The sequence below is a fragment of the Acidithiobacillus ferridurans genome (assembly GCF_003966655.1).
In the GTDB taxonomy this organism is placed as follows: Bacteria; Pseudomonadota; Gammaproteobacteria; order Acidithiobacillales; family Acidithiobacillaceae; genus Acidithiobacillus; species Acidithiobacillus ferridurans.
Genome location: NZ_AP018795.1, coordinates 385,084 through 397,677 on the forward strand (window position 1 = coordinate 385,084; position 12,594 = coordinate 397,677).

Annotated in this window: 13 protein-coding genes, 1 tRNA gene and 1 pseudogene; 3 read left to right on the forward strand and 12 right to left on the reverse strand. The window is 55.0% G+C overall.

Features of this window, described 5'->3' with window-relative positions; all coding sequences use genetic code 11:
- The first annotated feature begins 28 nt into the window (after nucleotides 1–28).
- Nucleotides 29–577 (forward strand): GNAT family N-acetyltransferase, encoded by a 549-nt coding sequence (locus tag AFERRID_RS01865; RefSeq protein ID WP_172959318.1) that lies wholly within the window; start codon nucleotides 29–31, stop codon nucleotides 575–577.
- A gap of 3 nt (nucleotides 578–580) precedes the next feature.
- Here the strand turns inward: AFERRID_RS01865 and AFERRID_RS01870 are convergent, their stop codons facing one another.
- From AFERRID_RS01870 to AFERRID_RS01895, 6 genes are all read right to left on the reverse strand, one after another.
- Nucleotides 581–2,152, reverse strand: coding sequence for an alkaline phosphatase family protein (locus AFERRID_RS01870; protein ID WP_126604267.1), 1,572 nt, complete (start codon nucleotides 2,150–2,152; stop codon nucleotides 581–583).
- Between the two features lie 60 nt (nucleotides 2,153–2,212).
- On the reverse strand, nucleotides 2,213–2,932 hold the full coding sequence (locus AFERRID_RS01875; RefSeq protein ID WP_126604268.1) for a TonB family protein: 720 nt from the start codon (nucleotides 2,930–2,932) through the stop codon (nucleotides 2,213–2,215).
- A 21-nt stretch (nucleotides 2,933–2,953) separates the two neighbouring features.
- Complete coding sequence (locus AFERRID_RS01880; RefSeq protein WP_126604269.1) at nucleotides 2,954–3,355, reverse strand: ExbD/TolR family protein; 402 nt, start codon at nucleotides 3,353–3,355, stop codon at nucleotides 2,954–2,956.
- Complete coding sequence (locus tag AFERRID_RS01885; protein WP_126604270.1) at nucleotides 3,355–4,038, reverse strand: MotA/TolQ/ExbB proton channel family protein; 684 nt, start codon at nucleotides 4,036–4,038, stop codon at nucleotides 3,355–3,357. The genes AFERRID_RS01880 and AFERRID_RS01885 overlap by 1 nt, the downstream gene beginning before the upstream one ends.
- A 64-nt stretch (nucleotides 4,039–4,102) precedes the next feature.
- Nucleotides 4,103–4,864: a winged helix-turn-helix transcriptional regulator gene (locus AFERRID_RS01890; RefSeq protein WP_225981792.1), complete on the reverse strand. Its 762-nt coding sequence runs from the start codon at nucleotides 4,862–4,864 to the stop codon at nucleotides 4,103–4,105.
- A 176-nt stretch (nucleotides 4,865–5,040) separates the two neighbouring features.
- Nucleotides 5,041–5,562: a DUF3568 family protein gene (locus tag AFERRID_RS01895; RefSeq protein WP_113526588.1), complete on the reverse strand. Its 522-nt coding sequence runs from the start codon at nucleotides 5,560–5,562 to the stop codon at nucleotides 5,041–5,043.
- 739 nt (nucleotides 5,563–6,301) lie between these two features.
- On the opposite strand from AFERRID_RS01895, the gene AFERRID_RS01900 reads away from it, so the two are divergent.
- The gene (locus tag AFERRID_RS01900; protein ID WP_113526587.1) at nucleotides 6,302–6,523 is read left to right on the forward strand and encodes a type II toxin-antitoxin system Phd/YefM family antitoxin; all 222 of its coding nucleotides are present in this window, start codon (nucleotides 6,302–6,304) and stop codon (nucleotides 6,521–6,523) included.
- Nucleotides 6,523–6,936, forward strand: a complete 414-nt coding sequence (locus AFERRID_RS01905) for a type II toxin-antitoxin system VapC family toxin (RefSeq protein WP_113526586.1) — start codon at nucleotides 6,523–6,525, stop codon at nucleotides 6,934–6,936. The genes AFERRID_RS01900 and AFERRID_RS01905 overlap by 1 nt, the downstream gene beginning before the upstream one ends.
- Before the next feature lie 653 nt (nucleotides 6,937–7,589).
- Here the strand turns inward: AFERRID_RS01905 and AFERRID_RS01915 are convergent.
- The 6 genes and pseudogenes from AFERRID_RS01915 to AFERRID_RS01940 all read right to left on the reverse strand — a co-directional run bounded on the left by AFERRID_RS01915 (nucleotide 7,590) and on the right by AFERRID_RS01940 (nucleotide 12,592).
- Nucleotides 7,590–9,068 carry a hypothetical protein gene (locus tag AFERRID_RS01915; protein ID WP_225981793.1) on the reverse strand — a complete coding sequence of 493 codons (1,479 nt, stop codon included), beginning with the start codon at nucleotides 9,066–9,068 and terminating at the stop codon, nucleotides 7,590–7,592.
- A gap of 13 nt (nucleotides 9,069–9,081) precedes the next feature.
- Nucleotides 9,082–9,371, reverse strand: a pseudogene (locus AFERRID_RS01920) (transposase); the annotation flags it as partial.
- Between the two features lie 37 nt (nucleotides 9,372–9,408).
- Nucleotides 9,409–10,767: a sugar porter family MFS transporter gene (locus tag AFERRID_RS01925; RefSeq protein WP_126604271.1), complete on the reverse strand. Its 1,359-nt coding sequence runs from the start codon at nucleotides 10,765–10,767 to the stop codon at nucleotides 9,409–9,411.
- A gap of 514 nt (nucleotides 10,768–11,281) precedes the next feature.
- Complete coding sequence (gene sixA, locus AFERRID_RS01930; protein ID WP_126604272.1) at nucleotides 11,282–11,764, reverse strand: phosphohistidine phosphatase SixA; 483 nt, start codon at nucleotides 11,762–11,764, stop codon at nucleotides 11,282–11,284.
- 109 nt (nucleotides 11,765–11,873) lie between these two features.
- Nucleotides 11,874–11,960, reverse strand: a tRNA-Leu gene (locus AFERRID_RS01935).
- A gap of 95 nt (nucleotides 11,961–12,055) precedes the next feature.
- Nucleotides 12,056–12,592, reverse strand: a complete 537-nt coding sequence (locus tag AFERRID_RS01940; RefSeq protein ID WP_113526583.1) for a Slp family lipoprotein — start codon at nucleotides 12,590–12,592, stop codon at nucleotides 12,056–12,058.
- Between the last annotated feature and the right edge of the window lie 2 nt (nucleotides 12,593–12,594).

Genomic DNA, 12,594 nt, shown 5'->3' on the forward strand with positions numbered 1-12,594 from the left:
CACGGGATCACAATGTAAGGAAATCGAAATGGCACATTCAAAGTCGTTATATTCTTTCCGTATGGCGCAAAAAGCAGAAATGACTGCCCTTTGCGCGCTCATCAATAGTGTATATCGAGGCGAAGCTGCCAAAGGTGGGTGGACTACAGAAGCAGAGTTGCTGGGCGGCCAGCGCTGTGACGTGGCGATGCTGGAAAAACTCTCCGACAAACCGGACAGTGGTTTCCTGGTGGCCACGAAAGAAGGCGAGATCATCGCCTGCTGTCATGTACAACTTGCCACAGCGGCGGTCGCCGAGTGCGGAATGCTTTCCGTGACTCCGGCGTGGCAGAATCAGGGCATCGCCAAAGCGCTGCTCCGTACGGCGGAGCAATATTCCCGGGAAACCTGGCAGGCGACGCGCATGCGCCTATGGATCATCAAACAACGTCCGGAACTGGCGGAATATTATCAGCGGCGCGGCTACCGGCTTACCGGCGCTACTCTGCCCTTCCCGGATGATGTCCGCTACGGCATCCCCAGAGTCAACGGGTTGTACCTCCTCGCACTGGAGAAAGTCATCGCGTCCGCCGGGTAAGCATCAGATGCGGAAACCTTGGGGCCGCTGATCCCAGTCAAAAGCCCCCATCAGGTCATACGAGTCGGCGTCGCGTTGGTTGAGGGGTTGCAGACCGAAACGGGTTTCGATGAATTTGAGGATGCTCGCCGTACTGGCGAGGTGGTGATCCACCAACCCTTGCCGCGCCCAGGGGCTGATGAGCAGGGCCGGAATACGGGTGCCAAATCCATAGTCGTCCACCACTTTAGGCGGCAGCGAATCCCAAAAGCCACCACCTTCGTCATAGGTAATGAAGATGGCGGTTTTGTCCCAGGCCGGACCATCCGCAGCGGCGCGCACCAGTTGCTCCACCCATTCCATACCGTAGGCGGGTGCGCAGTCAGCCGGGTGTTCGTCATGGGCGGCACTGGCCCTGACAAAGGAAACACCGGGCAGCTTGCCGGCATGGGCGTCGGCGAGAAAGTCTTCGCTATCGCGCATGTGACCGTTCTTCACATATTCTGGCCAGCGCGGGTAATACTGGAAGGGATTATGGTGGGCCACATACAACTGACCCGTATCGATCACCGCCGAGCCGTCGCCGGGACCAAACGCGGTCTTGAGCGCCCATGGCTTCACCCGGTCCCAATTTTCGTTATACCAGGCCCAGGACACTCTGGCGCCATCCAGACGGTCACCGATATTGTCGTAGGTCTGCGCCTCCGGCGGCGGAGATATCTTCAGCGCCTTCACGGCATCCGCGTTGGTCGGTCCCTGCACCGGCGGCAGGTCGTTGACCAGCACTTTTTGGTGGTCATAGGGCAGATCAAAGAAACGGTGCTCCAGACCCGCTTCCTTCGGATCGAAGGGCGCACAGACCTCCCTGGGTGCGTGGGGATGGATACAGGAACGGGCGGCCGCCAGATAAAGCGCATTACCGGTGCTGCCGCCGCTCATAGCCTGAAAGAAATGATCGAAGAGCGTGTACTGGTGCGCCACCTGATGATAGAAGGGCAAATCTTCGCCAGTATAGTAGCCCAGCACCGGGCCGCTGGGGCGGGCCAGATCGAAGGCGATCTGCTCGGGGCTCATTTTCCGGAATTCGTCCCGCGACAAAAGGGTTTTGCTGCCACCCGCCAGAGCCACGAAGCGATCCATTTTGCCGTTGTGCACTTCCGCCATCATACGAAAAAAGCGATGCGCAGGATCCCAATGCACATTGCCCCTGACCGGAATATAGGGCGCCATGTGAAAAGGCTGGTTCGGCAATTGCACATTCTGAAAACCCGGAATTTCCGCAGGTAACGGAAGATTATCATAAGCGATGCCCGCGGGGTTTTTCTGTAAGCCGAGGAAACGCGGATCCAACTGTCCCTGCCCATCCAGCAGGTTGACGACCTGCTGTCCGTTTTTCGGCTGGAAAGTACCGAAGTAATGATCGAAACTGCGATTTTCCTGAAAGATCACCACCACATGCTCGATCTTCTGACGCAGGAGATGCTCTCCGCTGACGCCTGCCGCACGTGCCACCCCCAGCAGATGCGGAGCAGCGACAACTGCACCACTCCCCAGCCCCAGCCGCTTCAAAAACTGCCGGCGATTCTGTCGCTCCATGAAAAAAACTCCTGATTCCATTAATGATTGGCAAGTATCCGCCCATATAGCCGACGGATACTAGGAAGCGCGTCCTGACAAATGCACCTCTACCGTAAAATTGGTGGCATGCTTCGGCATATCTTTGGAGAAGGGCGGGTACTGTCCTTCTTTCACTGACTTCAATGCCGCCCTATCGATGGGCCCAGCCCCGCTGGATCGGGAAATTTTCGCCCACTGCAATCGACCCGAAGGCGCAAGCCGGAATGTGATGATCGCGGTGCCGCTTAAATGCATCAGGCGGATCGCTTCGGGCACATGGGCATCCGCCTGAACCTGGGCCCGCACCAGGGCTGCGTATTCGGCTAGCGCTGCCTGACGTGCGGCCATGCTGGGCGCGGGCGGCGGCGGTGGCGGTGGGACCACCGGCGGCCTAGGCGGTGCCACCGGTGCGAGAGGCAACGGTGTTTTGGCTATCAGCGGTTTGGGCACAGGCACTTGATGCACCACTGGTTTCGGCAACGGAACGGGACGCGGCAGCGGTTTGGGATGCACCATCGGCTTTGGCGGCGGAGGTACCGGCTTCGGCTTCGGCTTCGGCGGAACCGGCTGTATCATGTGGATTGCAATAATTTTCTTTACGACCGGCTGGGGGGGTGGCGTATTACTTCCCACCCAGATCAATCCGCCCACCAGCAACGCCTCCAATACCGCGCCGACCAACAATGCCCGGCCAAAATGCTCTTTATTCGTATTTAGTGGCGGCGGCGTCCAGGATGGATTACCAACGATTGTATTCACCAATTACCTTCCTTGTTTTTCCTAACCACGCGCTTTCGCGGCAATCCCGATATCACTCACTCCTGCCTTCTGGCAGCGATCCATCACATGGACGAAATCCTGAAAAGGCACGCCCTTATCGGCAGCGATGGTGATCTGGGTCTTCGCAGGGTTACCATCACCGGCGAGCATTTTCTGCAGGCCGTCGAGATCATAGTGGTGACCCTTCACATCCACCGATCCATCCTTATCGATATTGATGGTGTAGTGCGGATGCGGAAGCTGCTGCGCCTGGCTGGACCTGGGCAACTGCAGACTCAGCCCTTTGTCGGGGATCATTTGCAGCGTGATCATGATAAAAAACACCAGCAGGAAGAGCATAATGTCGATCATGGGGATGATCTCCACCCGGCCCTTCTTCTGCTCGAAATAACGGCGCTCCATCAACTGGCCCTCGCCACAGACAACATTTCACTGCGTTGCTGCTCACCGTTGTCCGGCGTGATCATGGGTTGACCGTCCATCCGATTGATCAGCATGGTCTTTACGGAATCCAGTTGCAGGAGAATCTGCCGCACCTGGTTATTGAAGGCATTGAAGGCCATCAGACCGAGCATGGCGATAAACAGGCCAGTTGCCGTGGCGACCAGCGCGTCAGCCACACCGCCGGTGACCGCCGTAGGCGCGTGTCCCGGAGTGGCCAGCACCGAAAAAGCGTGGAACATACCGATAATCGTGCCGAACAAACCCAGCAGCGGCGCCAAGGTGATGATAGTGTCCAGCAACCACAGACGGCGATCCAGTTGCGGCGCCAACACCAGCACACTTTCTTCAAGACGGCTGGCAAGGCCTTCGCCTTTCACCTGCCCATGATGGGAGGCAGCCATACGCAGCAACGAGGCTTCGGGCAGATCACTCGCCCCATCAGCCATCTGATTCAGCGTGTCACGATCCAGGCGACCATGGCTGCCCAGTTCATGTACAAAGATCAGCCCACGCAGGATGGTGCGCCGCAAAAACCAGAACCGGTCCACGATAACGGACAATTCGACCAATAACAGCGCGCCAAGCACGTAGAGAACGCCATCTGAATAATTGGCGAGGTGAATGAGATATTGCAGGTTCATAAGGACTCCCTCTCTAACCGGAGGGAGTACCATAGCAAATCAATGTGACAGTTTTATGAACCTGTTATGACAAATTTACATCAATGGCGTTTTTCGGCGGCAAACTCAGGCGATACCCAAACCCATGTACCGTTTCCAGCCACTCCGCAGCGCCAGCCTTTTCCAGACCTTTGCGCAAACGATGCACCTGAGCCGCCACCGAATTTTCCTGGATGAGGCTGCGGCCGTCCGTCAATACATTGGCAATTTCTTGGGGCGAGAAAGTCCGATCCGGGTGCAATGCCAAATAGTGCAGAAACCGGAAAAGTCGTCGACTCAGACGTATTTCTTCCCCATTCACCCATACCCGACAGCTTCCCGGATTGACCTGGATCAGCGACCCCCGCTCTACCGGGAGGCATTTCCAGTGCTGGTTTTTTTTCAGCAGCGCCGATGCCTGCGCCAGCAACAACGTCTCGCTACACGGGGTCGATACATACGCGCTCGCTCCAGCATCCAGAGCGGACATGGCGTTTGCGTCATCATCCACCCCGATAGCCAGCACCGGCAAACCGGCACAAACCGGGTAAGCGCTTAATTCCATGAGCCACGGCGCAAATCGGGCAGACCAGTCCTGCAGAATCAGCAGGGCCGGGTGCCATCCCGTAACAAGCTGAAAGGCGTCATTCATTGCGCTCGTCGTGCGCAGGAAGGCGCCCGATCCCTGCAGGCGGAATATAAGCCCACTCGGCGGCGCCGTTTCTGCCAGCAGCAGAATGCGTGCCTGATAAAGCGGATCCATTTCCACATTGTTATTCGTTGTGCTGCCTTGCGGTATGGCCATCATGGTTTCCTGCCGAAACTGGACCTTATGACAGGATATACCCACAATATGACAGTTTTATGAAACTACAATGACAATTTTATGACAAAAACCCAGCGCCATACGTACTGCAACACACAGGATTTGCGGAGACCGCAGTGGTCTCCGGCAACTCCAGCCAGGCATGGAAGATCAGTGAATTACTGAAGCGGGATGGTTTGCTGTTGCGGCTGCTGTGGCTGTTGCGGCGCCGCTGGTTGACTGCTGGTCTGAGGCAATACCACCCCTGCCGGGGCCTGAGGACTGGCGGTCATGCCCAGCCGTTGCGAAAGCAGCTTCTGGAACTGCAAAGATAGTGGCTTGTCGCCAAAAGTCCCGATACGGATGTTGACCTTGGTAACATCCGTGGCCATGGAAGTCAGCGTTACCTTGGCGGTCTGGCCGTCCGTGGTGGTACCCTCGATCAGATACTCGGACGGACTCTTGCGGATTTCGCCGTTATAGTGGATGCTCATTTCTCCGAATGCCGCCTTCGACGCTGCACTGACCCGCGTCACCGACGTCGGATAGTAGGCGTAGAAATTGGCGACCCCGCCATTTTCCACATAGGCCACGGCCCCACCACCAGCCCCGGCCGCGAGAAGCGCCACGCAACCACCAAGCGGCAGAGCTGCTACCACACCCACTACCGCCAACCACGCCAACCGCCGTTGCGTCGCCATGCCAACCCCCTAGCTCCAATCCAAGAAATAGTGACAAAAACCCGGCAGAACCGGGCTTCTTCGCTATTGTCTGAAATCCTATCACAGCTCACCCATGAACATCCACACCGACCAGCCAGTCTCCATTCCGCGCCTTCATGGGTTCCAGAGACAGGTTTATATCGAACGCGGAAGACAAAGGTGCATATTGTCACCAAAAAGTCACCTCAGTGACGCATTGCTGTCACATTGGACTGCTAATATTGTCACCATTCCAGGTGGCAAAAGATTGGCATTTGTTAGGAGGTAGCCGCATGAACACCATAAACCAAGGCCCGGCACACCCGCTGGATCGGTTATCTGCCTATAGCGGAACGATCTTTTTGGTCAGCGGGACCTGCGCCGTTGCAAGGCCGTCCTGGGCGCAAGGCTCTGCCCTCCGCGCGTCGCTTTGGCGCCGCCCCCTTCTGATATTTTCAGAACCTGCATCAAAGACCGGATATAAGGCAGCAACCAGACCTCAACATGTCAGAAGTCGAAAACCATCTTACGAACATGGAGGCATCCATATAAGCGTTTTCAAATCGTCACCAAGGATATCACTAAGTTGCGAGATTAACTGTCGAACTCGGCGGCGCGCGATGTCGGCCAATACAACGTCAGCGCCTGCCTGCCGGTGGACGTGATCGGTGTCTACGTGTTGTTGCCGGACGCTCTGTAATGTACACTTTGATGTACATCATCTGACGGGAGTACATTCATGCCGGAAACCACCTTCACCGAATTACGCAACCACGCCAAGACCTGGTTCGATCTGGTCGAGAGCGGACAGACGGTGCGCGTATTGCGCAACGGCAAACTCATCGCCGAAATTCACCCCATCCCGGCGCAACTGCCTTCGTGGAAGCAGCGTCCGGCGCGCCCACTGGCCATCGGTGGCAAGGAGATCAGCCGGCTCATCCTCGACGAGCGCGGAGACTGATGCGCGTCTATTTCGACTCGTCGGCCTTTGCCAAGCGCTACATCGACGCAACCGGCACTGCTGACGTCCTGGCGTGGTGCGAACGGGCCAGCGAACTGGCACTGTCGGTCATCGCCGTGCCTGAACTGATCTCCGCCTTCTGCCGTCTGCAACGGGAAGGACGCCTGACGGAGGCGCAATACCAGATCATCAAGCGCGCCCTTATGCTCGACATCGCCGATGCGCTGATCTGCGATACCACTCCCCAGGTCCTCCAGCACGCCGTCAAAGCCTTGGAAAACCACACGCTGCGCGGCATGGACGCCATCCACCTGGGCGCCGCCCTCGCCTGCACCGCCGAAGTGTTCATCTCGGCCGATGCCCGCCAATGTCGCGCCGCCGAGGCCTTCGGTCTGCAGGTGGTATCGCTATGAAACACCAGCCACGCCACCATCTCGCCTTCGCTACCCTGCCTTTCACTCGCGCCCAATGGAACCCTGCGCGCACAAAACCGCGACCAATATACTTGGCTGAACCACATGCCCGCCAGTTCACGCGCCTTCCCACTTGGCTGGCGCAGCATGACGAAGCTCTGCGTGCCGTGCTTACACCCGATTTGATGCTGAAAATAGCCCTACTTGAAAAAACCGGCCATAACCACGGCGTTGAGCATGTCCTGTCCGCCAACCCGCAAGCCGTCTGCCTCGCCTCTGCCAGACACCCCACCCGCGTCACGGTTACGGGCACTGTGGATGACGGGTACCAAGTCTATTTCGAGACAAACTCAGCCACACTACCGGGAGAGTTGGCCCGTTGTTTCCCAGGTGGACATAGGAATTGGACCGCCAATTAGGTGCTAACCGGCGCTGGATAGGCCGGTCGTGGTAGAGAGATGGGGTGATGGTGCGAGGATAAATCCTGGGCTGTGTTTTCTGGGGCGGTTCCGTCGTGGGCGGAAGGCAGGGCCACTATTTGGCCAGGGAAGCAACCCGAAACAAGAAGTCAGTCCAGCCCACCCAGCCCTGCAATAGCCTCAATGTAGAACATAATCGGGGGTCGTGAATTGCTTTTCTCTCGAAGTATTTCCTTAGAAGCGATATTTGAAGTAAAAGCGATTACTGAAATACGGGTTCTGATAATGTGCATAACCAGCCTCATTTTGTGCTATAGATATATCAGTATAATCAGCAATATAAAGCCCATTAAGAATACTGGAAAGATCATAGGAAAAGCCCAAATCCATGGACCAGAGTTTCTGATTAGGAACAGCTTCGCCCGTTGGAAAGCCGTATGCACCATTATAGGAGTAAACACTCCCCCCAAAGCCATAACGAACCAGATACCGAATAAAGCTGGCGTTAAACTTGAGCCGGTTGGCAAAAAAACCAAAGTTGGACGCTATACCATACGCATACCCAGGACCATAATCCGAAATACCGGTTTGCATGGTGGTGGTATAAAGTGTCCCGCTGATATCATTGTACGGATGAACCATGCCGCCATGGCGAAAAGAATTATAATTTCTGGGACTATAGTCTGCTACCAGAGCCACATTATCATCATAATTTCTAGCGAATTTCACCCCGATTCGACCGCCGTAAATATGGGCATCTACCGAATCTGCGTTTAGCGCATTCAAGAAGCTTGTACTTACTCCTGAACTTCCTTCGGAAACCATCTGGAAGTTCCCGAACAAGAAAACGCCGTTGGAGATCGGACGGCTGATTTCAGCGTCTCCGTAACACATATTTGCAAAACCATAAAAATGGTAATCCCAGACCTGGAGTTCCAGATGATTGCCTAGGAATGGGGTTTGGTAGCGTGCTCCTAACACGTAGAAACCATTGGTATGCGCACTGGTATAACGATTACCCGTGGTGAACGTTGCACTGAAACGACTGGCATAACTGTATATACGTGCAGCCATGAAGCTCAGTGTCGCGGGTGAACCACCAATAGCTAAAGGACTGTTGCCAGACCACTGTTCATCCTTGGGATGACCGATAATGTCCACGACTGCACTGATGCCAGTAAAAGCCCGTGGATTATACGTATAATCATCCCAGTTGGCATAAGGAGTATCGATAAACTGACGGCCAGCACGGATAATAAAAGGACCATGGTGATATTGCAAATAGGCCTGACGCACTATGGCGATGCCATGACTGGGATAAGGGCCAGTCAGTTCCGGATCTTCATGCTGATAAAAACCGGTCCAGGTGGCAAAATCTCCACCGACCCCCAGACTGAATCCTGCAAATTGTGGACTATGCACATATAGATGACCACCCAGAGCCAGCGAATGCGTGTCTTGTCTCGTATGCGCATGATTCAGATAGCTGAAATTAATAATCCCCAACATCGCGGAAATTTTGCTGTTGGAAATAGCACTGTCGATGAGGGTATTGGAAGGGATCAAAGAACTTGAGGGCGTCCCCGCCGTGGATAATGTGGACATTCCAAGACCAATGGCACATAATACGACCATACTACAAGCCAGACTATTTCTGGATGGGCTTCTTCCGGAAAGCGCTCTACGAAATCCACATTTATAATTTTTAATCATGGAATTCTTCTTACCCCAGCCCCACGAACCAGCGGAACGGAAGGTGGTAATCCATCTGCTCCATCAGTCGTCGCTCGGGGCGGATGCTGTAAAAGCCTTGCAGCAGCAAGGCACGAAGGAGATGCTCCGGGGAATGGAAGGACAGCCAAGGTGTGAATAGATGCGCCTGAAATGACCACCCAGTTCCGCAAGGGACAGGTCCACAATCACCCGGATGACATGTAGAGGATGATCCGCAGGAACCCGCTGTTCCGGCGACAGATAGCTGAACATGCTCTGTGTCTCCACTTTAGCCCCGCGCATCCCTTCGTCCTCCAGATTCCTAAATCCGAGCTTCAAATTATAGACTATCTTCGATCTGCTCCAAGGTCTTACCCTTTGTTTCTGGTACAATCCATAGGGTAAATAGGATCGCCAAAACAGTCATTGACGCATAAAATATGAAAGTAGGGCCGCGTCCAATCATCAATAACAAGTCTAGGAATATACCGGAAATCACCATGTTTGAGACCCAATTAGCGACGGTTGCAATACTCATGGCCCTACCCCGGATAGCGAGCGGAAAAATCTCAGAGATCATTAGCCAGAAAATAGGTCCAAGGCCAATAGCAAAAAAAGCGACAAAGATAGCAACCATACCCACGATGATATAAGTCAGTGCGCCGTGAAGCTGTATCATGAATCCAGTACCAATAAAAATAAGACTGACCAGCATACCATAGAGACCAAAAAGCAGCATTTTGCGACGACCGGCGGTGTCCAATAACCGCATTGCGACGCTTGTCATGATCACATTGACGGCACCAATACCCACGGTGGCGAGAATGGAAGCTGAAGCCGAAGATAAACCGGCATCCTGGAAAATGGTCGGTGCAAAATAAATAACCACATTGATACCCGTTATTTGTTGAAAAACTGCCAGACCGATACCGACGATAAGGGGCTTACGGACCTTACGTTTCAGCAGCAACGACCAGGGCGCTGCCCGATGGCTGCCCTCAACAACATCGCGACGTAGATCTCCAAGCTCTTCGGAAACGTCCTGACGTCCCCGCAAAAAACGAAGCCCTGCCGCCGCCTTTTCTATGAGATCACGCCCCGCCAACCATCGAGGACTTTCCGGCAGGATCATCATTCCCCCAAGCAAGATAAAGCCGGGAATGGCACCGATTGCCAGCATCCATCGCCAACCATCGGTGACACCAGAGAGCATATAATCAACCAGATAAGATACAAAAATACCCACGGTAATATAAAATTGATTAATGGTTACAATGGCACCGCGCCAATGCGCCGCTGTGATTTCTGATAGGTACAGAGGGGTAATCATGGAAGATACCCCAATGGCGGCTCCTACCATAACCCGGCCCAGGAAGAGAAGGGGTATGGTCCAAGCCACTGAGGCCAAAATCGCACCCGCTGAGAAGAGAACGGCGGCAACGATCAGTACGGTGCGACGTCCAAAAGCATCTGCAAGTGCTCCGGCAAATGCTGCGCCCACGGCGGCAGCGGCCAGTGCGATTGCAACAAATAGCCCCTTCATGCTTGCATCAAAGTGAAAAACTTGATTTAAAAACAAGAGAACACCAGCGACGACACCGGTGTCGTAGCCAAATAGCAATCCACCGAGCCCAGCGACAATTGCAATCAAAATAAATCGCCAGTCTTTCTTGGGTTGGCGTGTCTCTATCTCGCGCATCCGACGAATCTCCTCATGAGAACTTATAGGCTCTTTCAATATCTTTTTGTATTATTAACAGCTAGTTGCAGAGAATTCAATAACGCTTGTGGACTGGATAATGCCACACAGAATTGTTGCAAGAAATTTTATTTTACGTGCAACGCCTAAGTGCAGTTCGATAGCGGTAGAGAAATTCGAAGAGTTCTGGAACGGTCACTTTGAAATACAGGTTGCCGCAAAAAACAGAGTCAGTATGGAGCACATCCATGGAGAAATCAACGCAAGTCCTTTTCAGGTTTACCTGTCTCAACCCGGTTCTTCGCCATTTCAAACCCCGGTCTTCATCCACATCCGCGATACCGTTCGCTGCGCCGAGAATGAATTGCGGGTGGCAAACCAGGGCCTACGGAATCTGAGACTGGAGTTTGTCACTCTCTCAGCATTACCGGAATTAACCGCATTTTTAGAATTACCCACCGCACCTAATGCTGGTGTCCGGGGTCGGCTTAGGATATTGGTCCCGCTTCCCGGCTCAACGGTCTGCAAGACTGGCCAGCACCTTGGGATGGGCGTACCAGCGCAGCATACCGCTCAACGCGCCGTCCTCATCCAGGTCCACCGCCAGCGCCGCTGCGGTCTTGATCGGCAGCACGGCACCAGTGAGGCGTTCTGCCCAGTTTCCCAGGTGGGGCTGATGCCCGACTAGGATCAAGGCCTTGGGCTGGGGATCCAGATCCCGCCAATCGCTGGCGAGAACCTCCAGATCGCCCGCCGCTATGGCGTCGTGCTCCCGAACCTTTTTCACCTTAAAGGCGTTGGCCAGGATATCGGCGGTCTGGCGAGCACGTGGCAAGGGGCTGGTCCAGATCACGACCTTCCCTGACACGCAAAGTCGCAATCCTTGCGCCATCCCCTTTACCGTCGAACGTCCTGTAGTGGTCAGTTCCCGCTCAAGATCAGACGACCGTGCCGCCGGGTCTTCCGCCTTGCCGTGTCGCACCAACACGAGTTGCATAACTATTCCTCCTCCGAACCAGAGCGAACCACGGCGAACGGAAAAACCCACGAAGCCATTAAAAGAAAAGGCGCTCGTGAACTTCCACGAACGCCCACCTACTTAATAATGGTACCGAGAGTCGGACTCGAACCGACACGATGTCACCACCACCGGATTTTGAGTCCGGCGCGTCTACCAGTTCCGCCATCCCGGCAAAATACCAAGCCGTATAGTAAATCGTCTGGCCGCCCCAGGCAAGACGCATCGGACTCACCCGGTAGGCGGAAAACCGAGACGCCGTGCCGCACCTCACCAACCCCATGGGCCCCACGGCCCCCAAGGCCCCCACGGTCCCCAGGGTCCGCCGTACCAACCACCGTTGATAAACACCGCACTCGTAGCGGGTTGCGGTACCTCCACCGGCCATAAATACACGGTGCTGGCTTGCAGTTGGGGATAGGGATAATCATACCCGCCGACCTTTTCCACTTGCACCCCGGTCACGGTACCAATAAAGGTAAGCTCCCGTCCCGCCGCATAGAGCACCGGGTCGTAGAACCCGGGCGCACAGGCAATAAACCGCCCTTCATCCGATTTTTCCCCACCCTTGTAAGGCCGTCCATCCTGACGCAGCGGCAGCGCCATTACCGTAAAGCACGTCTCCTGAGCCTTCGGCTGCGCTTTGATGAGTGTGCCGCCCCAACGCACCAGCTTGCCGTTTTCCGCGCCTGTTTGCGCCTGACGCGGCGTAACGGACGGGAACTGCCCACTCACCGGCGTTACCGTCGCGCACCCCCCCAGAGCCAGCGCTACGATCATACCCGTCAAGACCTTCGATATGTTCATTT